Genomic DNA, 24,280 nt, shown 5'->3' on the forward strand with positions numbered 1-24,280 from the left:
TTACATTTCGGTAATGATAAATTCACTACGTCTGTTCTTTTGATGTTCTTCTTCAGAACAAGGAACTCCATTGGAGCATCCATTAACAAGCTGTGTTTCTCCATATCCTTTAGCAGTGAGCCTGCTTCTATCAATACCTTGCTGTACCATCCACTCTAAAGTAGATTTTGCACGCCTATCAGAAAGAGCTAGGTTATAAGCGTCAGAACCACGGCTATCCGTATGAGACTTGATGGCTATCTTAATAGTAGGATGTTCCTTCATTACTTCAACAATCTTAGCCAAGTCCACAGCTGCATCCGGACGGATATTTGATTTGTCAAAATCAAAGTATATAATTTCTATATTAAAGAATTTAGCCAAATCATCCCCTACAGTAACTTTTTTCTTGATACTCTTTAGGAATATTTCTTGGTGAATTTCTCCATTCTGACGAATATTGATTTGTTCTTCAGCTACTGCATAATCTTCCTTCTGAGCTCGTACAAAGACAAAAGTATCATCACAATCTACAGGATTTTTTCCAAAGTCAAAAGTACCATTTGCTTCATTAGTTTTTCGGGTAATCTCTTTCTGTTGGCTATCAGAAAGAGTAAGCAATACATCGGAGAGTGTCTCGTGAGTATCAGCATCTTTTACGACACCCTTTATCACTTTATAACAATCGAACTCCAAAGGTCTGTTCTGTATAAAAGAGTAAATATCATCTTTTCCTTTCCCTCCAGGTCTATTAGAAGAGAGGAATCCCATGCTCTTTTGTTCATCAAGAATAAAAGCAAAATCATCATCGGGAGTATTCCCAGGGCGACCTATATTCTGTAATCCTTTGAGAGAACCATCCTGATTGATCTTTACAGCAAAGATATCCAATCCTCCTAAACCAGGCAATCCATCAGAAGCAAAAAATAGTACATTATTCTGAGAGATAAAAGGAAAAGTCTCTCTTCCTTCGGTATTGATAATCTCTCCCAGATTCTCTGGTTTGCCATAGGTACCTTTATCATGATTTATTTTCACTCTGAAAATATCAGATTTCCCATGAGTTCCTACAATATCTGCAGCAAAATAGAGATATTTTCCATCAGGAGTAAGTGCAGGATGAGCTACACTATATCCGGTAACATTGAAAGGTAAGCGTACAGGCTCTGCCCAGGTATTATCTCCTTTCTTAACAGAACGATATAGCTCCAAGAGTATCTTTTCATCTCTATTTTTCTTTTTCTTTTCCTCTTTTGTAAGTGGTACCAAGTAGTTACGAGTAAAATAGATAGTATCCAAACTCTTAGTAAAAATAGGACTTGATTCATTGAGAGAGGTATTCAGTACAGAAGAGAAACGCTCTTCTCCATGTAAATTACCGTCTTTCAAAGAGGTCTTGAAAAGATCATAATATCCTTCTCCTGTCCACTTGGAAGCTTCTCTAAATAAAGAAGGTTTTCTACTTGCTGTAAAGACAACCGCATCAGGTCCATAAAAAGCAGTACCATACTCAGAATATTCTGTATTGATATCGACTGGTTTTATAGTAAGCCTGCCTGAATTATCTTTGATAACTTTCAGATAATCAGTATTTTCTTCCAATTTACGAGCTCTGATATCCTCACGACCAGTAAGCTTCATGAATTGTTGGAGTATAGCAGTAGCCTCTTGGTAACGTTCTGCAGATTTAAGAGTTTGAGCATAACGATAATAGTACTCTGGAGTAAGGGTATAATTATCCTTTTGCGCATTTTTGAACAGTTGGTCATACCATTTTAAAGCATTTGTATAATCTGCATTAAAATAATAGGAATTCCCCAAATTCTGCAAAATGGTCTGGTCTACATATCCTTGTTCTGCTATGCGTTCGTATATTTTGATAGCGTCCACATAGGCATACTTACTATATAGTTCATTGGCTTTCTGTGCCTTTTTTTCATTTTCTTCTTTTTGTTTGTCATCTACTTGTGCAAAAATAGTTGAGAAAGGAAAAAGAAGAAGCATCAATATTGTTATCCTTTTTATCATTTTCCGTTTTTTTATTAGTCTATTATTAGAAGAATCGAGGAGAGATAATTTTCTTAATATCTCTGTAGAACTCATATCTGAGGAAAATCTCATGAGATCCAGAATTATACTTTCTCAATTCAGTAGTTTCCCAATCATAAGCATATCCTACAAACCAGTTTCTATCTATCTGGAAACCAGCCATAGCACTCACAGCAGCACTCCATCGCCAAGCAGCCCCTAGGACAAAACGCTCGTTGAAAAGGAAGTTCCCTGAAAGGTCTAACTGCAAAGGGCTCCCTGATACAATCTTCATCAGTGCTGCAGGTTTGAACTTAGTATTCTCAGAAAGGTCGAATACATATCCCCCCATGATATTATAATGCGGTTTTTCATTGATATCAGAAATAATTTTTCTTTCATCACTTCTAGAAAAAGTCTTTGTATCCAACAGGTAAGGAATAGAGAAACCTACATAGTATTTTTCTCCATAATAGTATAGACCAGCACCTATATTAGGTAAGAAAGAAGTCTCTTTTCCCTGAAAAGCATAATCATCAGCATCTACCAGATTCATCTTACTTCTATCAAATCGGTAGAAAGCACCTGCTGCTTTCAGACCAAAAGCCAACTTAGATTCCTCAAATTCCAAAGTATAAGAGAAATCTACATCTATCATATTGGTAGATTGAGGCCCTATACTTTCATGATAGATAGCCCCTCCCAAGCCAACATGTTTGCCTTCAATAGGAGTATGGATACTCAAAGATGCTGTCTTAGGAGCTCCATCCAAGCCTACCCATTGGTTACGATACAATCCAAATATACTGGTTGCTCCTCAAGAACCTGTATAAGCTGGATTTACCATCATTGTATTGTACATGTACTGTGTGTATTGCGAATCTTGTTGCGCTTTTGCTTGGTCTGCAAACAAAATCAACACGAACAATACGATCAATTGCGTTCCTTTTTTTAACATATTCTTTTTATTCATGAGCGTGCAAAGGTACAATAAAAACAAATGAATAAACAAATATTAGCTATCTATTCGAATCATTTTTTATACATTTTTTAATAACTTAATGAAAATCAATATTTTACACCTTTAAAAGTTATTAACAATTATAAGTTATTTTTTAAATACCAAATAAATATATTTTGTAAAAGAAAATATATTTTTCTTAGCATATAAAATAAACAAAGGCTATCAAAATATATGATAGCCTTTGTTTCTAAAATAATTAAATGTAACAGATATTTTATCTAATTCCGTGCATCATACGTTCTATAAGTCTATTGAGAGAAACCATGAGTATACCCAATATAAGCACAAAAGTCGAAATAGAAGCAAATACAGTACTTGCTCCAAGCTCTACTACATAGGAAGAGATAAGTCCTGCAAGCATATTAGCAAAAGCAGCTGCCATAATCCACACTCCCATGAATAAGGACGCAAAGCGAGCTGGAGAAAGTTTGGTTACTATAGAAAGTCCTACTGGAGAGAGAGAAAGCTCACCTATAGTATGCATCAAGTAAGTAAGAATCATCCAGATCATACTTGCCTTAACCATTTCGTTAGAGTTGTCTACGATATTGAGTCCTCCTTCCCATACAGCGCCTCTTTGGAAACCAGCTATAAGCATAAACCAGAACCCTATTCCCAATACAATGAGACCAAATCCCATCTTCAAAGGAGTATTGAGAGCTTGTCCCAAACGTGTATTCCAGAAATAAGCAAATACTGGAGCTAATAGTATCACAAAGAAAGGATTAACCATCTGTAACCAAGCGGTAGGTACTTCAAATCCGAATACATTTCTATCTATATATTTATTAGCATATAAGTTAAAGGAAGCTCCTGCTTGTTCCATACCGGCAAAGAAGAAAACAGCAAAGAAGAAGAAAATAAAGATTACAGCAATTCTCTCTTTCTCTACACGAGTAAGAGGTGTCTTTTCTTCTTGTTTTTCTCCAGCTTCTAAGGAGTGGACATTAGCATTTTTAGGTTTGATTCCTATATCTCCTAAATATTTATTACTCAAGAATACAAATAAAAGCTGTCCCAATAGCGCTCCTATAGAAGCTGCCAAAAACCCATAACGATAGCCGTGAGTAATCTGAACTACGCCATTGGCATCAGTATAAGTGGTAGCAAATATATTATCAGCAAGTAGTCCTACAATGAGTGGCGCTAATACAGAGCCTAAGTTGATCCCCATATAGAAGATAGAGAAAGCTGAATCCAATCGTTTGTCGCCTGGTTCATACAAATCCCCAACAATAGAGGAAATATTAGGCTTGAAGAAACCATTACCAATAACTAATAGGAACAAACCTCCATATAGGCCTATACGCCCTATCAATTGATTAGATTGTATATCTTCAGCAGACAAGGTAGATGCTGTAGAGGTAAAGAGTTCAGGTACAAAGAGCACAAATAGCGCCAAGACTATGATAAATCCTCCAATGAGAATAGACTTACGTTGTCCCAAATATCTGTCAGAGAGCCATCCTCCAAAGAGAGGCGTAAAGTAACAGAGTCCTGTAGCAATACCATAAAGGGTTGTACTAAATTTTTCGTCATACCCAAGCCCCCCATTTAGCCATGTAGCTGTTAGGTAAAGCACCAAAATACCGCGCATCGCATAGTAGCTAAAGCGCTCCCACATTCCTGTAAAAAATACGAGATAAAGTCCCGCGGGGTGTCCTTTTTTTTCTGTATTCATTATTTATACAATTAAATTATTGTTATTATTACAAATTGTTCAAGACAAAGTTAGTTAACTTTTCATACAAATGATGACGTGTATTTCCTCCATAGATACCATGGTTCTTATCTGGATAAATAGCCCATTCGAACTGCTTGTCGTATTGTACAAAGGATTCTATCAAGCGCATAGAGTTTTGTACATGTACATTATCATCGGCAGTACCATGCACCAAAAGGAATTTTTTATTCAAATTCTTAGCATAAGTAAGTGGAGAGTTATTGTCATATCCTTCTGGATTTTCCTGAGGAGTTTGCATATAACGTTCTGTATACACAGTATCATAGAAGCGCCAATTGGTCACTGGAGCTACAGCTATTGACATTTTGAACACTTCTCCCCTTAGGATACAGTTGGAAGCCATAAAGCCACCAAAGCTCCATCCCCAGATACCTATACGATCTTTGTCGATATATTTGTAATTTCCTACAATCTTAGCAGCCTCTACTTGGTCTTCCAATTCGTATTTACCTAATTGTTTGTAAGTACATTTCTTGAAAGCAGCTCCTTTGTATCCTGTACCACGACCATCTACACAGAGTACAATATAACCCTTTTGAGCAAGCATATAATACCAAAAAGTATCAAATCCTGAGAAAGAGTTGTGTACTTGCTGAGAACCAGGACCTGAATATTGGAACATAAGCAATGGATATTTTTTATTTTCATTAAAATCACTTGGCTTAATCATCCAAGCATTGAGCTTGTCTCCATTCTTAGTAGTGAGTTCAAAGAATTCTTTTTTACCTGTATTATAGGTAGCAATCTTATCCTCTAATTCTTTGTTGTTGAGGATTTCCTTTACTACTTTCCCTGTCTTACTATCATTCAGTGTATAGAAATTAGGTTTTTGAGCACTTGAATATTCGTTGATAAACAAAGAAAAGTCAGGGCTGAAAGTGGCTTCATTAGTTCCTTCTGTAGTAGCTAATCCTTTTTTGTTCTTTCCTGAAAGGGCTATACTATAGATTCCTCGGTTGATAGACCCTGGTTCAGTAGATTGGTAATAGATTTGTTTTGCCTTAGGATTGTATCCGTAATATTCTGTCACTTCCCATTTTCCTTGTGTAATTTGCTTAATAAGCTTTCCATTCTTGTCATAGTGATAGAGATGATTGTTACCATCTTTTTCAGAAGAGATGATAAAGCTATTGTCGTCCAAGAAAGTAAGATCATCGGTAATACTTACATAAGCCTTATCTACTTCGTGGTATACGGATTTGAATTTCTTAGTAGAAGCATCTACAAAAATAATATTGAAATCATTTTGGTGTCTGTTCAATGTCTGTACACTGAGAATATTGGCTTCTTTTGTCCATTGCAAGCGAGGGATATAGTAAGCATCCAAAGGAATCTGTGTAGGTTTTCCTGCTTTTACATCATACAAATAAAGGCTTACTACAGAGTTCTTTTCTCCTGCTTTTGGATATTTGAAAGTGTCTTTAGTAGGATACAGAGTAGTTCCATAGATATCCATAGAAAATTCTGGCACTTCATGTTCATCAAAACGAATATAAGCCAGTTGAGTACCATCCGCATTCCAATCAAATGTTCTTACAATAGCAAATTCTTCCTCATATACCCAATCGCTGGTACCATTGATTATTTTATTTTTCTCTCCATCAAAAGTTACTTGTTGTTCCTTTTTGGATTGAGTATCATATATGTAAATATTATTTTTATACACATACGCTACTTTATCTCCTTGTGGAGAGAAGAGAGGTTCTTGGATTTTTTTATCTGTAAGCTTAGCCAATTCTTGCTTTTTTAGGTCAAAAACATAGAAATCGGCTGAGAAAGAACGCCTAAAGATTGGCTCTTTGTTAGTAGCTATAAGGATTTTATCCTCCTGTTTGTTGAAAGTATAGCTATTGATACGTTTGATTTGTGGGAATTTTTTGGTATCAAAAAGCGTTTTTTCCTTTTCCAAAGTAGAAAAGTTATACAAATCAATAGTATAGTTAAGATTTGTATAATCATAATTGAGCACTGTATACTGGTTGGTATTCTTAAGTGCTGACAGATTGGTCATTCCCTTAGGATAAAAGGCATAATCTATCCAGATGTCCTTTAGGGTAATTTGTTTGTTTTGTGCACTCACATTCAGTGAGATAGCTAGCAAAAACAGCCAGAAATAATTCATTTTAGTTCTCATCTTTAGAATATTTTTTGTAGGATACAATTTTACGTTTTTTTTTTTGATATATCAGTGTTTTTTATGCTTTTTTTAATCCACTTTGCTTATTTTTTTCTCCAAACAAATGTATTAAACTGATTTACAGCTAAATACAAATATCAATATTTATTTTTAACAAAAAAGCGACCTGATGTTTATCAGATCGCTATGATAAAATACAGCTATCCCTTTTTTATTTGAAAAATGAATGAGCAGTGACATCCATTCTCTCAGTTCCTTCTTTAGAGAATTTCACTAATTGTTTTACCCAATAGAAAAAGAATCCAAAGAGTACCACAAGCATAATCCAAGTGGCAATGTTGGCACCCCACCAAGAAGATAATTCTAATTTTCTTAGATAATCATAAGGAGCAAAAGCATATTGCTCAAAAAAATATTTGATTCCTCTGAAAAATGATGTCATGATGTTGTTGTTTTTAATGGTGCAAATATACAACTTTTTTTCTATTTTCCTACTTTTAAAAAAACTTTTTTTCCTTTTTCTATTTTTTCATTGTGTTTTATATAAAACAATTGTTTATCCGAACGACAGAGAATCAAGTAATCTCCTCCTTGAAAAAAGCAATTTTCTACCTCTGTTTGCCAAGGGGATTGATTGACAATATGTATCTGGTGAGGGTAGTATAAGTGTTCTTTTCCTTCCACTTGTACCTTATTGACCTCATCGAAGAGGGTAGCTATATACTCATTCTGTGAGTAATAGACCTTCTCTGGAGTATCTATCAGGAGTTGTTTGCCATCCTTTATAATCATAATCCTATCCGAGAATCCCAAAGCTTCTTGGCTTTCATGAGTAGCAATAAGAGTGGTAATCTTATGATCCTTGAGAAAGGTAAAAAGATTTTGGCGGATACGATTCTTAAGAAAGCTATCCGTTTGGCTAAAAGGTTCGTCCAAAAGCAGCAGTTCAGGTGCTTGTGCCAGCGCTTGCGCCAAGCCTACACGCTGTTTCTGCCCTCCACTAAGGAAAAGAGGCTTTACCTTGGCATAGTCCTGCATGAGGGTCATCTCCAATAGCTCTGCTACACGAGCTCGCTTCTTAGGCAAGTCCAGATTTGAGAGAAATTTTCCCACATTTTCCTCCACTGTCATATAGGGCATCAGACCAAAATCCTGTGCCAAATATTTCATTTTAGGGAAGCCTGGCACCAGATTGTGCGAAGGTCCCAAGACAGGTGTTCCTTTCCAAAAGATTTTGCCTTGAGAGAGGTCAAACAAACCATAGAGCGCCTTGAGTAAGGTGGATTTGCCTGAGCCACTGGCTCCTACTATGGAGAGTACCTCGCCCTGTGAGAGGGTAAAGTGAATATTTTCAAGGACTTGAGTATCTGTATAGGTATAAGATAGATTTTCTACAATAAGCATTGACTCTATATTTTATGGTGCAAAAATAAGAATTATTTCCCAAATGACCATTCTATCTCATTTGTTTGTTGTACCTTTGCCAAAAATTTATCTTTATGAAAGCACTGCTAAGTAGGCTTAAACCCTTCCTCTATGTAGGTGGGTTATATATAGTTATCTCTTTTGTCCTGAGGATTATCTTTATGGGACACCCCATTACCACAACCTCCTTTTCATTGGGTCAGGTCTTGGGCATGCTTTTAGTAGGCTCCTTCAATGACATATTTATCACCATCTTAGCTCTTAGTATCTTGGTGATTTACTTCCTTTTTATCGCCAATGTGAAGTACCAAAAGCCCTATGGCTATATTATCCTTGGAGCAATGCTCTTGCTCTTGTGCTATATACAGTTTGTACCTAACAATATATTCTATCAGTATGGAGGTTCAGTAGAGGAAATCGCCTTATTCTTCTTTGGGGCAAAGACCCTTTGCTTTGCTGCGATGCTCTTTGCAGGTAAGTGGCGCAGACAGGTACGCCAAGTACTCTATTTCATTACTCTATTTATCTATACCTTTGCTATAGTGATGAATGCCGTTAGCGAATATTTTTTCTGGAATGAGTTCGGGATATGGTACAACTTTATCGCGGTGGATTACCTCATCTACACTACGGAGGTTATCGGCAATATTATGGAGAGCTACCCTGTAGTACCGCTCTTCTCAGGGGTGTTTGTCGTGGTACTTGCACTGACTATTTTCCTTTATAAAAAAACAAAATCTACCCTTGAGACTATCCCTAACCTCAAAGAAAAAGGCTTGTTCTTGGGGGGCTATGTGGTATTGTTCCTTTTGAGCTTGTGGGTTACCCCCAAGTTTGACAATATCAAGTCCAACAACGTGTTTGTTCAGGAGATACGCGCCAACGGGGTCTATAAGTTCTATTATGCTTTCACCCATAGCGAGCTGGACTTCTTCCAGTTCTACCCCACCCTGCCTGAAGAGGAGGCAAGAAGCACCTTTTTCAGTAATTTCATGATACCTTATCCTGGGTTTGGTGAGTGTGGCTTTCGAAACTTTGCCCCTATTAGGGAGCTACCTTATCCTGTAGAAGGAGAAGATGACGAACAGCATAAGAATGTGGTGCTTATCTCAGTAGAGAGCCTCTCTGCGGAGTTTATGGCGGCTTATGGCAATACTGAGGGCATTACTCCGTTCCTTGATAGCTTAGCGCAAAAGAGTATTTTCCTGACTAACTTATACGCTACGGGTAATCGCACCGTGCGAGGTTTGGAGGCTCTGACCCTTTGTGTACCACCTACACCAGGTGAGAGTATCGTTAAGCGCAAGGACAACAAGAACAAATTCACCACGGGGAGTGTCTTCAAGTCCAAAGGGTATAGCGTGAAATACCTTTACGGGGGCTATAGCTATTTTGACAATATGAAAGACTTCTTCGGAGGTAACGGCTACGATATCATAGATAGAGACAACTTTACTCCTGAGGAGATTACCTTTGCCAACATCTGGGGAGTGAGTGATGAGGATATGGCACGCAAAGCCATTAAGGAGATGAATGCCCAAGCGAAAACAGGCAAACCGTTCTTTAACCACTGGATGACCGTGAGCAACCACCGTCCTTTTACCTATCCAGAAGGTCGCATTGATATCCCTGGTACGGCTAAGTCGCGACAAGGTGGGGTAAAATATACTGACTATGCACTCAAGCTGTTCTTCGAGTTGGCTAAAAAAGAGTCGTGGTTTAAGGATACGGTATTTGTAATTGTTGCCGACCACTGCGCTTCGAGTGCTGGGCGTACCGAATTGCCCTTGGATAGGTATCGTATTCCCTGCCTTATCTATGCTGACTTCTTAGAAGCCGAACAGATAGATAAGCTCGCTTCTCAAATAGACGTGATGCCTACCGTAATGGAACTCTTGAACTTTTCTTATGAGAGCAAGTTCTTAGGTCAGGATATTTTCAGTAGGTTCTACAAGCCACGTGCTTATATCGCTACCTACCGCGAGCTGGGATACCTTACCCCTGACACTCTTTCCATTATCAAGCCTTTGCGTGAGCAGATACAATATAAAATAGTTCCAGAGGCTGAACAACCTAAGGTAGAGCTTCCTATTTTTTACCAACAGCTCAAAGTAGCTCAACCTGATGGAAAGTTAATGAAAAAATGTATATCCGCTTACGAAACCACCTATTTCTTGCTAAAGAATGGGGAACTGGATAAATAACCAACTACACCTATGGCCTTAGAACTGAGTACTTTTATTCCTATCATTAAGGAATTGGTGTATCATATTTCTATTGACGATTACGCCTCCATAGAGCGCAAGGGGCAAAATGGAGATATCCTTGTAGAGGATTTGGCTGAGGTGATTCATTGGTATCCTTATAAAATAATCCCTTTGCCTGATGAAGCATTTGACTTAGCAGAAAGTTGCTTCATAGAGGAGAAAAAGAGCCTTGATGTATATATTCCCTTCTGGACAAAAGAAGAGGGAAGAAGTGACCTAATGCTTGCTCTTTCGTGCTATATGAACGATGGGGCTGAGGAAGTCGTTATCTATGATGTATTTGTTCCCTAATACCCCCCTTATCTATGATTGATGTAGAACCCTTTATAAAAGAAGTGCTTGAAAAGAAAATCCCCGAAGAGAACCTAAGGTTTTTTGGGGAGGATAACGAGGGCATAGTGGTGGATTTCGAAACCGAAACGCACCTGAAAAGGTTCACCGTATGGAGGAATTACCTACGTTGTGATTACGAAGCCTTGTGTATAGCTACTGATAAGCTAAGCGTGTATGAGAGTAAGGAATTTGATAATATGAGCCAGCTCATAAGTATCTTCAACCGATTCTATCATACCGCCTACTCAGAGGTAGATACATTCATCAACCAACTTTATGAGGACTACCGAGCACGCCTAACAGATAGAGAAGAAATAGCAAATATCATAAGAGAAGACCATTATAGCAAGTACAAAGGGGATAATTATCCATATGAAAAATATCTTTCGCTCCTTTGGAAAGAAGAATACTTGAACGAAAAGGATATAGACCTATTAGACCTCTGTTTATTTTACCAATACATAGGTGAGGAGATAGAAGTATTAGGCTATTGGGTAACCGGTCATGGGGGAGGTACCTATGAAGAATTTGAAGCAACAAAAGGAACTCTTGAAGTGCTAAAGCCTAAAATGCAAGCCTTTGTAAACCGGTGTTATGAGCGTTATGAGGAGGTAATGCAAGAGTATATAGAAGCTCCAGAAAGATTTAAGAAGAAATAAACCATTTTATGCCTATCATCAGAGAAATTAGGGGAAAAGCCCCGATTATAGGAAAGAACGTATTTATAGCCGAGACTGCTGTCCTTATTGGCGAGGTTACTCTCGGAGAGGATTGTAGTATATGGTACAATGCCGTCCTTAGGGGCGATGTGAATGCTATTGTCATCGGCAATAAGGTAAATATACAGGACAATGTGATGGTACATTGTACCTATCAGAAAACCTCTACCACTATCGGCAACAATGTCTCTATAGGGCACAATGCCATCATACACGGCTGTACCCTTAAGGACAATGTACTTATTGGTATGGGAGCCATCGTCTTGGATGGGTGTGTGGTGGAGAGTAACTCCATCGTGGCAGCAGGTGCCGTAGTTACCAAAGGCACCCATATAGGTGCAGGCGAAGTATGGGCAGGCATCCCTGCCAAGAAAATTAAGGACATCTCTCCCGAACTCACCGAAGGAGAAATCAATCGTATCGCCAATGCTTATGTAAAGTATGCCCAGTGGTACCAAGAAAGTGAAAAGTGAAAAGTGAAAAAATGAAAGAAGAACAAATCCTTATCAAAGGAGCTAAATTACATAATCTTAAAAATATCAGTGTAGCTATTCCCAAAGGGAAATTGGTGGTGGTAACGGGGCTTTCAGGCTCTGGGAAATCCACATTGGCATTTGATACCCTCTATGCAGAGGGACAACGCCGTTATGTGGAAAGCCTAAGTTCCTATGCTCGCCAATTCTTGGGTAGGTTGGACAAGCCTAAGGTGGATTTCATTGAGAACATCTCCCCTGCTATTGCTATCGAACAGAAGGTCAATACCAGTAACCCTCGCTCTACAGTAGGTACCTCCACCGAAGTGTATGACTACCTAAAGCTACTCTTTGCTCGGGTGGGACACACCTTTTCACCCATTTCAGGTAGAGAGGTCAAGAAAGATACTGTCTCGGATGTGGTAGACTTTATCCTTTCCTTCCCTGATGAGCACAAGCTATTACTGCTCTCCCCTATTACCCTTAGTGCTGGGCGTACCTACGAGCAAACGCTCCGTCTATTGGAAGAACAGGGATACGCTCGTATCAAGTATCAAGGGAAAGTAGAGCGCCTGAGTGATTTGGATTTCAAGAAGGTTAAAGGTGATTTTTCCTTAGTAGTAGAGCGTATCGTGGTGGATCATGAAGAGGAAACCACCCAGCGCTTGGCTGATTCGGTAAGCACAGCGTTCTTCGAAGGGAAAGGGGTATGTTTTGTGGAGGACTTAACCACAGGAGAGGTACATCACTTCTCCAACCAGTTTGAGGCAGATGGGATTACTTTCTTAGAGCCTAATGTGCATCTGTTTAGCTTCAATAACCCTTATGGGGCTTGCCCTGTATGTGAAGGCTACGGCGATACTATAGGACTTGATGAAACTCTCATTGTACCCAACACCTCCCTTTCAGTATATGATAATGCTATTTATCCTTGGCGTGGGGAGACGATGTCGTGGTTCAGAGATCAGTTGGTGAACAATGCCTACAAGTTTGACTTCCCTATCCACCGTCCTTGGTATGAGCTCACCGAAGCACAAAAGCAGCTTGTTTGGGACGGCAACGAGTACTTTACAGGACTTACCGCTTTCTTCCAAGAATTAGAAGAAAAGAACTATAAGATACAAAACCGAGTAATGTTGGCACGCTATCGAGGCAAGACCACCTGCTATGCCTGTGGAGGTAAGCGGCTCCGCCCTGAAACCAATTATGTACGGGTAGGAGGAAAGTCTATTTCTGACTTGGTCTCTATGCCTATCTCCGATTTGGTGGTTTTCTTTGATAACCTATCACTCAATACCTACGAACAAAAGGTCGCCGAGCGCCTCTTAAGAGAAATACACAACCGCCTGCACTACCTGTTGGACGTTGGTTTGGGCTACCTTACCCTCAACCGAAAGTCCAATAGCCTATCAGGGGGAGAGAGTCAGCGTATCAACTTGGCTACCTCCTTGGGGAGTAGTTTGGTAGGCTCCATGTATATCTTGGACGAACCAAGCATTGGGCTACACCCCAAAGATACCGAACGTCTTATCCATGTACTCGAATCACTTAGAGACTTGGGCAACACCGTCATTGTGGTAGAACACGATGAAGATATCATGAAAGCGGCTGACTATATCATAGACATAGGACCCGAAGCGGGTACCCTAGGCGGAGAAGTGGTTGCCACAGGTACCTATGAGGAGATCCTCAAGGCTCCTACCCTTACGGGAGAATACCTCAGCGGCAGGCGCACTATAGAAATGCCTAAAAAAGCGCGTACCTCCAAGCACTTTATCGAAATCAAAGGCGCCCGTGCCAATAATCTAAAGAATATAGATGTTACCTTCCCCTTGGATATGCTCACCGTAGTAACCGGTGTATCAGGCAGTGGAAAAAGTACCTTAGTAAAGAATATCCTCTACCCTGCCCTTTTGCGCAAGCTCGACCAACCTACAGACAAGATAGGTGAGTACAGCAGTATGGATGGGAAGTTCTCCTATATCAAGCGGGTTGAGTTTGTCGACCAAAACCCCATAGGAAAGTCCACCCGTTCCAATCCTGTAACCTATATCAAGGCTTACGATGATATTCGTCAGCTCTTTGCCTCCCAGAAACTTGCCAAAATGCGTGGCTATACCGCCAAGCACTTCTCTTTCAATACCGAGGGGGGACGCTGTGAGACCTGCAAAGGCGAAGGAGAGGTAACTATAGAAATGCAGTTTATGGCCGATGTACATCTGACTTGTGAGGCTTGTGATGGGAAGCGATTCAAGCCTGAGATTCTGGAAGTTACTTTCCAAGGGAAGAATATACACGACCTACTGGAGACCACTATCGACGATGCAGTAGCCTTCTTTACCCAGCACAAGCAGGAGAAAATTGCCCAAAAGCTCCTCCCCTTGCAAGAGGTAGGCTTAGGCTATGTAACCTTAGGGCAACCCTCCTCCACCCTCTCTGGTGGGGAAGCACAGCGTATCAAGTTAGCATCTTTCTTAGTAAAATCATACCAAGAAACCCCAACTCTCTTTATCTTTGACGAACCTACCACAGGGCTACACTTCCACGATATAGGCAAGCTACTACGTTCCTTCAATGCCCTGATCGAGCGTGGGCACTCTATTATCGTGATAGAACACAATGTAGAGGTCATTCGCCGTGCTGACTATATCATAGACTTAGGCCGAGAAGGCGGAGCACAGGGAGGAAACCTCATAGCCACAGGTACCCCAGAGGAAATTAGGAAAAACAAAAATAGCTATACAGGACAATATATATGAACAAAAAAGCCCTCCGCTCCCTCTATAGGCAAAAGCGAGCTGCTATCCCCCCTGAGCAACAAGCCCTCTTAAGCCAGCAGATAGCCCAACAGGCTTTGAGGCTTCCCATTTGGGATAAACAGGTTTTCCATAGCTTTCTTTCTATCATCTCTTTTGGAGAAGTGGATACCAGCTACCTTATTCACCTTTTGCAGGAGCATGAAAAGACCCTGGTCGTCTCTCGCACCCTAATGGAGACGGTACGTATGGAACATTTCTTATATGATCCTACCCAGATAGATACCAATAACAAATGGCATATCCCTGAACCCCAAGGAGGAATTCCTATAAAGAGTGAAGAGATTGAAGTCGTTTTTGTCCCTCTCTTAGCTTATGACACCAAGGGCAACCGTGTAGGCTATGGTAAGGGCTTTTATGACAATTTCTTAGAAGAGTGCAAGGCAGATACTCTCAAGATTGGACTTTCTTTCTTCCCTGCAGAACCTCATATAGAAGACGTAAGAGAAGGCGATATTCCTTTGGATTATGTAGTAACACCAGAAGGCGTTTTTAAGTTTTGAATTAAGGGTTATAGGAATGAAGAAACATCTATTGGAAGGAAAAGTAATAGGGCTACCTTTGAAAGAGCATCTGTTTCTGACAGGCTTAGTAACTCGTCAGAATAAAGATATCCTATTAGGTTACTTTTTTAGACAGACCTATAGAAACTTACCCACTATTACAGAGTGGAAACCGTCAGAAGTCTGCCTAATATGCTTATTTAGCGCATTGGGTATAAAAAACAAGGAATGGGAAATCATTGGAGACTTCCCTATGTGGAATAGGCAAGAATGGGAAGTGCCCACTTTCAAACTAAGAGACCCTATCAATGAAAGCGTATGCTATGCTATTGTACATGATGACGATATCATTTCTTCTAAAAGATACTGCATAACAGAAGAAGAAGCGGAGAAATATTACAGTGATGGAATCTATGGTTATAAAGCTGTAGAGGCTGTTCTATCTAATAAAATTGACCTGATGATTCATTAGTTATGAAAGAAATAGAATTGTTTAAACATATAAAGGATCGCCTTGGCTTGTTCGTACCCAATAGCTCCTATGACAATTATGTATCCCTTATTATTGGCTATGATTTGGCTAAGGAACATACGCTGCTGAAAGGATTCAACGAATGGTTAGCTTCTAAGTATAAGTTACCTCCTAACTTTGTCTTCTCTCAACAAATCAAATATTACCTATTCGAAAAAGAATTTGCTAAGACTTTAACCAAAGAAGATGAAATACTCTTAATCAATTGTTTGTATGAGAAATTAGTGGAATTTTGTCTTGATAAAGCTCTATTTGATTCATCTATTCCTAAAAATTAGATTAAGGGAACAAATTTGTCCGTATTATGAGTAAAATAGATACCTTTACAGTAGAAAAGTTTATAGACAGATTAGAAAAGTTTGTTAAGCCTAACTTACCTACTAACGAACTTATCTCCTATGTGACAGCAATTATCAAAGATGCGAGAGAACTCATCTCCTTTGGTAAGAAAAGATTAGCCTTAGATATTCTATTGGAAAATCTCATAGAAGAAAAGATTATAATAGATAAAAAGACTTTATCATTATTAGCTACTATTGAGGATGAGGAGATTCGTTCATCCATATCTTACTTATATAGTCTATCAGACAAAGGGTAATGCATCGGCTGTATTGTTCAGGGTTCAACCTCCTTTTCAGTCTATCAAACATCAAGTATAATTATAAAGGCACGAGCGAAATGCTCGTGCCTTTTATATCAAGAATTTGTAGGAATTCTCTCAAACAAACTCCTCTTTCATTAGCGTATTATAACAGAGATATCTACTCTTCGCGCTTTTTCTTTATCCACTGAATCGTCTATTCCTCTAAAAGCGGTAAGTATCCTTTGTAATGAGATTCCTTGCTTTTGAAGTAAGCGCGCTACACTCTCTGAACGCTTCATTGACAACTGATTATTGTACTCGGCTGTACCCACATTGCTCGCATATCCTTCTAATAGAATGGATAGTTCTGGATTATCTCGGAGCATAGCAACTATCTGATCCATAGCTTCTGTATCGTGTGGCAAAGGTACATACGCATTGTTTGCAAAGTAAATAGGAGTCTTTTTATTCCCATATTTAGCCAATAGGTCTTCTAATGTACGTCTTCTTTCTTCTGAAATAACCAAATTATCTCCTTTATGCTCTGGTGTTTTTACATTTTGTACTGCAATAGAAGATTCTTTTTGATCTTGTACATTATTATGATCCATTTGCTTTTTAGAGAGTAATAAGATAGAGTCTGTTCGCTGTTGAATTTTGTCAAGCTTATCCTTATTATTCAATGTAGCTAATGGAACCACTGCAGCTGCTAATAGTTTTTGCTGATTACTTAAATCTTTTATTGATTTATCTATCATGTCCAATTGCTTTTGTAGCGAAATATCCTTATTGGAATTATTAGCTACAGGCTTTACTGCATTAGGACTACTTTTAGCTACATACTTTGCGCTATTAGGAGCATTTCCAGCTACATACCTTGCTGCATTAGGGTTATTAGCTGCATATTTTGCTCTATTGAGATTACTATTAGCTACATACTTTACTGTATCTGTCAAATGAATAACCGATACACTGTCTTTTTTCATCATATAAGCCAATAGGATATCCAATTTTCTATTTACTTGCTCTATATCTGTATATGCTGAGTCTGCATTTTGAGCTAAATAGTAAAAATTCTTCACCTCATTGGATTCATATATGTTTGAAAGAGCCTTTTTCTGTTGAGATTTATGCAAATTAGCCAGTTTTTCTCCTCTTATTTTTCTCAATTTAGCCTCTGCAACCTTTTGTAAGAGTAATTGTAGTTCCTCTTTCGATAAAACAATATCTTTCTGCTGATTGTATAGTTTATCTTGAGCACAAATAAGAGTTGGAATAAACACTAATATAAATATAATCCCCTTTTTTATGATATTATTCATATTTCTGGGCTTTTTATTTACTTCTATTTATTGTAGTAGTTGTTTTTTTCCTTACAGGTACAACGACATTTGTTTTTTGGATATTTTCTTCTAAATTCTTAACAGAATCAAGTATAGACTGATTTATTTTTTGCTGTTCTTCTATCTTTTGGTTATCCTTATTAATCTCTAACAACAATTTTTCGAGTCTATCAATGCGTTGATCTGGGGTTTTTCCTTCTCCTTCTTCAATTTTATTAACTATTTCAGAGATCAATGTTTGTAATTGCTCCGGTGTCATTCTCACCAAGTTTGTTTGATTTTCGGAAGGATAAGGGATATGCTCAGCTACATAATTATTACGTAATTTTTCCCATTTTTCCTTTTCTTTTAACAATAAAGAAGCGTTATTAATATCGTTTTGACGATAAGCAAGCTGTATTTGTTTTTCAACAGTTGCGATTTGTGCATTATAATAGTCTATATCTTTTTGTTTTTGGGATATTGGCGTTGTTTTTGTATTATTTTGAACCTTTACTTGTTCTTTTCCTTCCTTAATCTCTGAGGTATGGATTTCATTAGCAAGATCTTGATAAGTATATTTTTCGTTTTCTTTGGCGAACTTGATACGAATACCGGCATTGTAGAAGACATTACTTTGCAACTTATTAGGTGATTTTAGAGCATTACTTGCACTCTCATTACCTGTAGTATATAAAAGATTGGCTACTCCAAAAAGTTCCAAATGTTTGCTTAAAGGAATAGCCAAGCCAATACCTCCTTTGGCAAAAATACTTGATTTGTTCTCCACAGTAGCCACTTTACCTTGATAGCCATTACCTACATTAAGATATCCTGCTCCTACTGTAATATAAGGAACCACACCATTAGATACATTAAGACGCGCTAAGAAATCTGCTCCATACAATGAGAGCTTATCAAAGTCTAAGGATACTTTTTCATCTTTCATTGCTTGATAATAGAATCCTCTTACTCCTATGTATTCTGTAAAGTCAAAACCTAACGAAGCTCCTGCTAAATATGTGTTGCGGAAGTTGTTATCACTGTCAAAATCAATATATCCAATTGCAGGAGCCACTACAACCTTAAAATTCTTAAGATTCGTATAAGAATTGTCTAATTCTGTAAGCTCATCAGGATTACGACCTCCCAAATACAATTGTAAGCCGGCCTGCAAAGACCAATTGAGCATATTTTTATTGGAAACATTATCTGTTATCCATTGGTTATAAGTACTTGTTTTAGCTTCAGAAGGGTTGTGAAGGATATTAGAAGCATCAGAATTAAAATGTGTACCCCTTGCCTGAACATTGAGCGTAAGACGTCTTGTCAAATTAAATTTGCTCCCTAAGCCGAAGGCAAAATAAATGGCATCTTGTGTTGTCTGATTTGCTTTTACCGTTTGTATCCCAGATCCTAAGGTAATATAAGGCTGAAAAGAGTAAGTCATCGGTATATTGCCTTTGAGTTCTCCTCCCCAGCTATGAACGTTTACATCGGTAGGGGTAAATACAGCCTTTATATTATCTGGCGCAGAAAACCCATCAATTCTGGATTTTAATCCTAATGATTGACTATACGAACCGAGTAATTCTAAGTTTTTACCAAAACCAAAACCAACATATCCACCAACCATAAAACCATTTTCTATTGCTGATTTCTTATTCCATAGTACATATTCTGCTGTGGGAGCTATAGCAAAACTAATATCCTTAACTTGCGCTACTGCATTAAAACCTAATGTAATAGCAAAAAAACTTGTGAAAATTTTTCTTTTCATAAAATAATTATTCAATATAAAATCGACGGCAAAAGTACAAAAATTTATATCTCCAACAAAAAAATTTTATATTTAAAACTTCAGAAATTCTATAATTTTATACCAAAATAATATATTTTTATTGATAATCAGAAAGTTACAAACATAATAAAAATTAAATTCTTTATTTTTAGTAAAGTCAAGAGAGATAAAACTAACTTGGTTACAAATCTTAGTTCCTTTTTACCAAAATCAATTGATATATTTAAATAGACCCTTTAAATAAATGCACATTTTACTTAAGCTCCTTATATCATGATAGAGCCTAAAGTTCTATAACCTAAAACTCTTAATTTATTTAACAAACAATTAACGATTAATCATTAAAAATTAATCATTAAAAATTGTACTTTTGCCCTTATGTTATTAGATGATTTAAAAAAGCGCAGCGGGAACTGTTGCGAACTATGTGGAAGCACCGCTTCCCTAAGTATCTACCAAGTACCACCATCCAAGGTTGGAGGAGTAGATGATAGCCTTTTGGCTTGTGAAACATGTATCAGCCAAATAAATAACCCTGAAACTATGGACAGCAACCATTGGCGTTGTCTGAACGATAGTATGTGGAGTGAGTATCTCCCGGTAAAAGTGGTGGCTTGGCGCATGCTAAACCGACTCAAAGGAGAGGGATGGTCGCTAGATTTGCTCAATATGCTATATCTTACAGATAAGGAACTGGCCTTTGCCCAAGCGCTTAATGACCACTTGGAAGAAGGAGAAAAAATCATCCACAAAGATAGCAATGGGGCAGTACTTTCTGCTGGGGACAATGTGGTGCTTATCAAAGACCTAAAAGTGAAAGGTAGCAGTATGGTCGCCAAGCAAGGTACTGTAGTGCGCAAGATAGCCTTAGACCCTGAAAATTCGCAATATATAGAGGGGAAAGTAGAAGGACAACAGATTGTAATCCTTACCCAATATGTAAAGAAAACCACCTAATAATCAGTCTCAAACGATAATCTTTTGTTAAAGTATATTGAGGGAGAAAAAAATACACTACTTTTACGGCTGTAAAATCATTAATGACATACTATTATGAGTAAACAAGTTGAATTAATCGAACTTTACACCGCTGATCTAAAAGAAAAATGTGGTGTTGCTGAGCCTGATGTGGAACTACTTACCAAAGTAACCAAAGGATTAGGACCCTCTATCTACAATAACGATGCATCCAAAGTATCTGGTTCTGACCAGAAAGAATTGGACTTGGTTAAGAACAACTTCTTAATCAAAAAATTAGGCTTAAAGGATAGCCCTGAACTTGATACGGCTATCAATACCGTATTAGAACAATATGGCAAGTCCAACAAAAACAAGTATCGTGCTGTGGTTTATTATTTATTGACCAAACACTTTAAGAAAGAGAGTGTTTACAATAACTAATCTGTACTAACACATCTTCAGAGGCTGCCCCTATCATAAGGTAGCCTTTTTTCATTGAAAGAAAGAAAAATGAAAAGAATCATTCTATGCTTGCTCCCGCTGCTTATTGTAGGGTGTCAGTCGCAACAAAAAGAAAAAAAGGAAGAAAAAAAGGAAGCCAAGAGTGTGTATATCAAGAATTACACCTATCCTGAACTCTCCAAGGAAGCCGCCGAGAATATACGCAATTGGTATGAACTAAAAACCATCTACCAGATATTGCTGAGTATCTCTCCTGAGCGACAAGCGGTCTCTATTCTACAAAATACCAATCCTGATTCGCTCTATGTATACAAGCGCCTTTACCCAAATACCAATGAAAATATCCATATCAATGGGAATATACAGCAGGATTGGGGTATCATAGAAAGTCCTTCGGATACTATCTACAAGTTTGTCAAGCAAAAAGCTGAGGAAAGCGCTTTGTTCGCCTGGCAGGAAATTCTTCTTAAGGACATTCCTTACACTTTCTCTCTGAGGGTGCGCCCCTCTTCTGGCATCAAACATATCCAACTAGAGATCACTCGCCAGAAGGATAAAAAGGCCATTCGTGAACAAGCACTCCGATTGGATAGTCTTTCTCTCAATACACTAGAACCCTACACCAAAGTCACCCCATTAGAAGATGGATGGGTCAAGGTAGATATGCAGGTTGAGACCCCTCTATATGGGGAATATACCTTTGGCTTTGCTTACCAAGACAAAGAAGTTGCCAATGATTATGTTTCTTTTTATCGCTCTGAACTTCTCCTACCTATAAAGTATCAGGAAGAAATAGAAAAATCTGCAGAAAAACTCCTTGGCAAAGAAAAAAATATCAAGAGTTCATATAATAGCATTTATTTTTGGCTCTTCCAGCTCGAAGATGAACTTCGCCAGCTATGGGCTAAGAATAATTTCCCTGAAAAGCTACAACGGGACGAGATCAAGGCGCGCCTTAAGCTCTTTGAAACCTATGTAAGAAACCTCTCCAGTGAGGTGAAGGAGAATCCCAATCTAAATAAGGAAGAAGTACAACAGGGAATATTAAACATTCGCAATGCCTTTGCTTCGGTGCTCCGTTATATCAATTTCCTTAATGAGGAAAACCTTGATGACAAGTTGGGCACCCTACTTAGAAGTCCCGATACACTGACTATTACCCCTGCAAAACCCACACCCTCTCAAGAATGATACGCACCAAAGCCATTGTGCTCTCTCACCTAAAATTTCGAGACACAAGCCTTATCGTACGTTGCTATACCTTGGAGGGAGTGCGTTCCTACCTGCTCAAAGGGGTATTGTCTCAGAAGAAAAAAGCACTCTCCCCTGCTTATTTCGAGCCCTTAAGTCAGTTGGAATTGGTCACCACCGAGCGCAATGATGGCTCCTTAGAGTACATCAAGGAGGCTAAGGTATGTTTCCCCTACAAGAAGCTACAACAGAGTGTCATACGCAGTTCTGTCTTGTTCTTTCTCTCAGAAATAGGTTGTAGTGTCCTACAGGAAGAACATCCCAATCCCTCGCTCTTTTCCTTTTGGGAAGAGAGCCTACAATGGTATGACAGAGCCGAATATTTTGCTAATTTCCACCTAAAGTTTCTGGTAGACCTCACCCTATATTTAGGAGTATTGCCCAACACCTCGGCCATGGAACTTCCTTACTTCGACTTGGAGGCAGGAGTATTTGTCGCCATGCACAATGGTCACTCGCTTATGAGTGAGCAGGATAGTCTCTTGCTCAAGTTCTTTCTCTCTCACTCTCTGGAGGAAGTCTGTCTGCTAAAAATAAGCAGGGAGGAGCGCAATGGTCTCTTAGAACAGTTACTGAACTACTACCTGTGGCACCTACCCAATTTCAAAATACCAAAGTCTTGGGAAGTACTCAAAAGCGTATTATAGGTTTTGTTGCTAAAAAAATTTGTTGTACTTTTGTGGCGTGGTTATTATTGAACCATTGATGCTATGAATGCAAACCTAAATCCTGATAAAAGCAACCTTTCTCCCCAAGAATTGGATATAGAACGAGCCTTACGACCGCTTTCCTTTGACGACTTTACGGGGCAAGAGGCTATTTTGGAAAATCTTAAAATATTTGTCAAGGCTGCCAATCTGCGTGGAGAAGCCCTTGACCACACCCTCTTTCATGGGCCTCCAGGACTAGGAAAGACAACCCTAGCCAACATCTTAGCCAATGAGCTGGGGGTAGGTATCAAAATCACCTCAGGACCTGTCTTGGACAAGCCTGGGGACTTGGCAGGTCTTTTGACCAACTTAGAGCCACGTGATGTGCTCTTTATTGACGAGATTCACCGCCTTAGTCCCATAGTGGAAGAGTACCTCTATTCGGCTATGGAGGATTATAAGATAGACATCATGATAGAGTCCGGCCCCAATGCACGTACTGTACAGATCAGTCTCAACCCCTTTACTCTTATTGGGGCAACCACCCGTTCGGGCTTACTCACCGCTCCTATGCGAGCACGTTTTGGGATACAGAGCAGGTTGCAGTACTATACCACAGAACTACTGGCCAATATCCTCCAGCGCAGTGCTCAGATATTAGGAGTACCTATCTCCGAAGAGGCTGCCATAGAGCTGGCCGGACGTAGCCGAGGCACTCCTCGTATCGCCAATGCGCTCCTAAGGCGTGTACGCGATTTTGCCCAAATAAAAGGCAATGGTAAGATAGACATAGAAATCACTCGTTTTGCCCTAAAAGCTCTCAATGTAGATGCTCACGGCTTGGACGAAATGGACAATAAGATACTCCTTACTATCATTGATAAGTTCAAGGGAGGCCCTGTAGGGATCACCACCTTGGCCACTGCCGTTTCCGAAAATGCTGAAACTCTTGAGGAAGTATATGAACCTTTCTTGATCCAACAAGGGTTTATCATTCGTACCCCCCGCGGTAGAGAAGTTACCGACCTTGCTTACAAACACTTAGGGAAAGTACGATTCAAAGATGGGCAACCAACATTGTTTTAAGTGAATAATAAATAATGAAAAATATGCAATCCAATATAAAAGTAGTTACAGAGAATTTCCGAGCCATTGGTCATGCTGCTATACAAATCAATGGGATCACAGTAGTTGCAGGAGAAAATAGCTCGGGGAAACCTACTTTTAGAAAAAGATTTTTGCCATAATAAAAAACACTGTTAATAATTAAC

General features: G+C 38.8%; 22 protein-coding genes and 1 pseudogene. 15 read left to right on the forward strand and 8 right to left on the reverse strand.

The window, feature by feature from the left end; genetic code table 11:
- From CAPGI0001_RS11780 to CAPGI0001_RS11805, 6 genes and pseudogenes are all read right to left on the reverse strand, one after another.
- Positions 1-2,007 (reverse strand): OmpA family protein, encoded by a 2,007-nt coding sequence (locus tag CAPGI0001_RS11780; protein WP_002670751.1) that lies wholly within the window; start codon positions 2,005-2,007, stop codon positions 1-3.
- A gap of 25 nt (positions 2,008-2,032) precedes the next feature.
- A pseudogene (locus CAPGI0001_RS11785) lies at positions 2,033-2,965 on the reverse strand (PorP/SprF family type IX secretion system membrane protein).
- 280 nt (positions 2,966-3,245) lie between these two features.
- A complete protein-coding gene (locus CAPGI0001_RS11790; RefSeq protein WP_002670629.1) occupies positions 3,246-4,712 on the reverse strand; it encodes a peptide MFS transporter in 1,467 nt (488 codons plus the stop codon).
- A 28-nt stretch (positions 4,713-4,740) separates the two neighbouring features.
- Positions 4,741-6,909 carry a S9 family peptidase gene (locus tag CAPGI0001_RS11795; protein ID WP_002670435.1) on the reverse strand — a complete coding sequence of 723 codons (2,169 nt, stop codon included), beginning with the start codon at positions 6,907-6,909 and terminating at the stop codon, positions 4,741-4,743.
- A gap of 214 nt (positions 6,910-7,123) precedes the next feature.
- A complete protein-coding gene (locus CAPGI0001_RS11800) occupies positions 7,124-7,354 on the reverse strand; it encodes a DUF6341 family protein (protein ID WP_002670570.1) in 231 nt (76 codons plus the stop codon).
- 41 nt (positions 7,355-7,395) lie between these two features.
- On the reverse strand, positions 7,396-8,316 hold the full coding sequence (locus tag CAPGI0001_RS11805) for an ABC transporter ATP-binding protein (RefSeq protein ID WP_002670366.1): 921 nt from the start codon (positions 8,314-8,316) through the stop codon (positions 7,396-7,398).
- Between the two features lie 95 nt (positions 8,317-8,411).
- Here CAPGI0001_RS11805 and CAPGI0001_RS11810 point away from each other — a divergent pair, with 95 nt between their 5' ends.
- Genes CAPGI0001_RS11810 through CAPGI0001_RS11850 form a run of 9 tightly spaced genes read left to right on the forward strand, consistent with a single transcriptional unit; the run spans position 8,412 to position 16,578 of the window.
- Positions 8,412-10,541, forward strand: coding sequence for an LTA synthase family protein (locus tag CAPGI0001_RS11810; RefSeq protein ID WP_002670625.1), 2,130 nt, complete (start codon positions 8,412-8,414; stop codon positions 10,539-10,541).
- Positions 10,542-10,553: 12 nt separating this feature from the next.
- Positions 10,554-10,895, forward strand: a complete 342-nt coding sequence (locus CAPGI0001_RS11815; RefSeq protein WP_002670397.1) for a DUF7668 domain-containing protein — start codon at positions 10,554-10,556, stop codon at positions 10,893-10,895.
- 14 nt (positions 10,896-10,909) lie between these two features.
- Positions 10,910-11,596, forward strand: a complete 687-nt coding sequence (locus CAPGI0001_RS11820) for an immunity protein TriTu family protein (protein ID WP_002670527.1) — start codon at positions 10,910-10,912, stop codon at positions 11,594-11,596.
- Positions 11,597-11,604: 8 nt separating this feature from the next.
- A complete protein-coding gene (locus CAPGI0001_RS11825) occupies positions 11,605-12,129 on the forward strand; it encodes a gamma carbonic anhydrase family protein (RefSeq protein WP_002670457.1) in 525 nt (174 codons plus the stop codon).
- 11 nt (positions 12,130-12,140) lie between these two features.
- Entirely contained in the window at positions 12,141-14,888 is a 2,748-nt protein-coding gene (gene uvrA / locus CAPGI0001_RS11830; protein ID WP_040360408.1) for an excinuclease ABC subunit UvrA, read from the forward strand.
- Positions 14,885-15,448: a 5-formyltetrahydrofolate cyclo-ligase gene (locus tag CAPGI0001_RS11835; RefSeq protein WP_002670354.1), complete on the forward strand. Its 564-nt coding sequence runs from the start codon at positions 14,885-14,887 to the stop codon at positions 15,446-15,448. The genes uvrA and CAPGI0001_RS11835 overlap by 4 nt, the downstream gene beginning before the upstream one ends.
- Positions 15,449-15,464: 16 nt before the next feature.
- Positions 15,465-15,920, forward strand: a complete 456-nt coding sequence (locus CAPGI0001_RS11840) for an Imm26 family immunity protein (RefSeq protein WP_002670471.1) — start codon at positions 15,465-15,467, stop codon at positions 15,918-15,920.
- A gap of 2 nt (positions 15,921-15,922) precedes the next feature.
- Positions 15,923-16,258, forward strand: a complete 336-nt coding sequence (locus tag CAPGI0001_RS11845) for a hypothetical protein (protein ID WP_050769256.1) — start codon at positions 15,923-15,925, stop codon at positions 16,256-16,258.
- 26 nt (positions 16,259-16,284) lie between these two features.
- Positions 16,285-16,578: a hypothetical protein gene (locus tag CAPGI0001_RS11850; RefSeq protein WP_002670627.1), complete on the forward strand. Its 294-nt coding sequence runs from the start codon at positions 16,285-16,287 to the stop codon at positions 16,576-16,578.
- A 140-nt stretch (positions 16,579-16,718) separates the two neighbouring features.
- Here CAPGI0001_RS11850 and CAPGI0001_RS11855 read toward each other — a convergent pair whose 3' ends face one another.
- Both CAPGI0001_RS11855 and CAPGI0001_RS11860 read right to left on the reverse strand, forming a co-directional pair.
- On the reverse strand, positions 16,719-17,885 hold the full coding sequence (locus CAPGI0001_RS11855; RefSeq protein WP_002670383.1) for an OmpA family protein: 1,167 nt from the start codon (positions 17,883-17,885) through the stop codon (positions 16,719-16,721).
- A 13-nt stretch (positions 17,886-17,898) separates the two neighbouring features.
- On the reverse strand, positions 17,899-19,665 hold the full coding sequence (locus tag CAPGI0001_RS11860; RefSeq protein WP_002670569.1) for an outer membrane beta-barrel protein: 1,767 nt from the start codon (positions 19,663-19,665) through the stop codon (positions 17,899-17,901).
- A 399-nt stretch (positions 19,666-20,064) separates the two neighbouring features.
- Between CAPGI0001_RS11860 and CAPGI0001_RS11865 the strand changes: the two genes are divergently transcribed.
- From CAPGI0001_RS11865 to CAPGI0001_RS13020, 6 genes are all read left to right on the forward strand, one after another.
- A complete protein-coding gene (locus tag CAPGI0001_RS11865; protein WP_040360376.1) occupies positions 20,065-20,643 on the forward strand; it encodes a PhnA domain-containing protein in 579 nt (192 codons plus the stop codon).
- 96 nt (positions 20,644-20,739) lie between these two features.
- Complete coding sequence (locus tag CAPGI0001_RS11870) at positions 20,740-21,087, forward strand: DUF2853 family protein (protein ID WP_002670565.1); 348 nt, start codon at positions 20,740-20,742, stop codon at positions 21,085-21,087.
- Positions 21,088-21,156: 69 nt separating this feature from the next.
- Complete coding sequence (locus tag CAPGI0001_RS11875) at positions 21,157-22,299, forward strand: hypothetical protein (RefSeq protein ID WP_002670372.1); 1,143 nt, start codon at positions 21,157-21,159, stop codon at positions 22,297-22,299.
- Positions 22,296-23,006: a DNA repair protein RecO gene (recO, locus tag CAPGI0001_RS11880; RefSeq protein WP_002670540.1), complete on the forward strand. Its 711-nt coding sequence runs from the start codon at positions 22,296-22,298 to the stop codon at positions 23,004-23,006. Before CAPGI0001_RS11875 ends, recO begins: the two co-directional genes overlap by 4 nt.
- A 63-nt stretch (positions 23,007-23,069) precedes the next feature.
- On the forward strand, positions 23,070-24,095 hold the full coding sequence (gene ruvB, locus CAPGI0001_RS11885; protein WP_002670759.1) for a Holliday junction branch migration DNA helicase RuvB: 1,026 nt from the start codon (positions 23,070-23,072) through the stop codon (positions 24,093-24,095).
- A 23-nt stretch (positions 24,096-24,118) separates the two neighbouring features.
- The gene (locus CAPGI0001_RS13020) at positions 24,119-24,256 is read left to right on the forward strand and encodes a hypothetical protein (protein ID WP_002670532.1); all 138 of its coding nucleotides are present in this window, start codon (positions 24,119-24,121) and stop codon (positions 24,254-24,256) included.
- The last annotated feature ends 24 nt before the right edge of the window (positions 24,257-24,280 follow it).

The sequence above is a fragment of the Capnocytophaga gingivalis ATCC 33624 genome (assembly GCF_000174755.1).
Lineage (GTDB): Bacteria > Bacteroidota > Bacteroidia > Flavobacteriales > Flavobacteriaceae > Capnocytophaga > Capnocytophaga gingivalis.

Coding starts and splice junctions, on each gene's coding strand:
- CAPGI0001_RS11780 (WP_002670751.1), bottom strand. CDS start 2,007: ATGATAAAAAGGATAACAATATTGATGCTTCTTCTTTTTCCTTTCTCA.
- CAPGI0001_RS11790 (WP_002670629.1), bottom strand. CDS start 4,712: ATGAATACAGAAAAAAAAGGACACCCCGCGGGACTTTATCTCGTATTT.
- CAPGI0001_RS11795 (WP_002670435.1), bottom strand. CDS start 6,909: ATGAGAACTAAAATGAATTATTTCTGGCTGTTTTTGCTAGCTATCTCA.
- CAPGI0001_RS11800 (WP_002670570.1), bottom strand. CDS start 7,354: ATGACATCATTTTTCAGAGGAATCAAATATTTTTTTGAGCAATATGCT.
- CAPGI0001_RS11805 (WP_002670366.1), bottom strand. CDS start 8,316: ATGCTTATTGTAGAAAATCTATCTTATACCTATACAGATACTCAAGTC.
- CAPGI0001_RS11810 (WP_002670625.1), top strand. CDS start 8,412: ATGAAAGCACTGCTAAGTAGGCTTAAACCCTTCCTCTATGTAGGTGGG.
- CAPGI0001_RS11815 (WP_002670397.1), top strand. CDS start 10,554: ATGGCCTTAGAACTGAGTACTTTTATTCCTATCATTAAGGAATTGGTG.
- CAPGI0001_RS11820 (WP_002670527.1), top strand. CDS start 10,910: ATGATTGATGTAGAACCCTTTATAAAAGAAGTGCTTGAAAAGAAAATC.
- CAPGI0001_RS11825 (WP_002670457.1), top strand. CDS start 11,605: ATGCCTATCATCAGAGAAATTAGGGGAAAAGCCCCGATTATAGGAAAG.
- uvrA (WP_040360408.1), top strand. CDS start 12,141: ATGAAAGAAGAACAAATCCTTATCAAAGGAGCTAAATTACATAATCTT.
- CAPGI0001_RS11835 (WP_002670354.1), top strand. CDS start 14,885: ATGAACAAAAAAGCCCTCCGCTCCCTCTATAGGCAAAAGCGAGCTGCT.
- CAPGI0001_RS11840 (WP_002670471.1), top strand. CDS start 15,465: ATGAAGAAACATCTATTGGAAGGAAAAGTAATAGGGCTACCTTTGAAA.
- CAPGI0001_RS11845 (WP_050769256.1), top strand. CDS start 15,923: ATGAAAGAAATAGAATTGTTTAAACATATAAAGGATCGCCTTGGCTTG.
- CAPGI0001_RS11850 (WP_002670627.1), top strand. CDS start 16,285: ATGAGTAAAATAGATACCTTTACAGTAGAAAAGTTTATAGACAGATTA.
- CAPGI0001_RS11855 (WP_002670383.1), bottom strand. CDS start 17,885: ATGAATAATATCATAAAAAAGGGGATTATATTTATATTAGTGTTTATT.
- CAPGI0001_RS11860 (WP_002670569.1), bottom strand. CDS start 19,665: ATGAAAAGAAAAATTTTCACAAGTTTTTTTGCTATTACATTAGGTTTT.
- CAPGI0001_RS11865 (WP_040360376.1), top strand. CDS start 20,065: ATGTTATTAGATGATTTAAAAAAGCGCAGCGGGAACTGTTGCGAACTA.
- CAPGI0001_RS11870 (WP_002670565.1), top strand. CDS start 20,740: ATGAGTAAACAAGTTGAATTAATCGAACTTTACACCGCTGATCTAAAA.
- CAPGI0001_RS11875 (WP_002670372.1), top strand. CDS start 21,157: ATGAAAAGAATCATTCTATGCTTGCTCCCGCTGCTTATTGTAGGGTGT.
- recO (WP_002670540.1), top strand. CDS start 22,296: ATGATACGCACCAAAGCCATTGTGCTCTCTCACCTAAAATTTCGAGAC.
- ruvB (WP_002670759.1), top strand. CDS start 23,070: ATGAATGCAAACCTAAATCCTGATAAAAGCAACCTTTCTCCCCAAGAA.
- CAPGI0001_RS13020 (WP_002670532.1), top strand. CDS start 24,119: ATGCAATCCAATATAAAAGTAGTTACAGAGAATTTCCGAGCCATTGGT.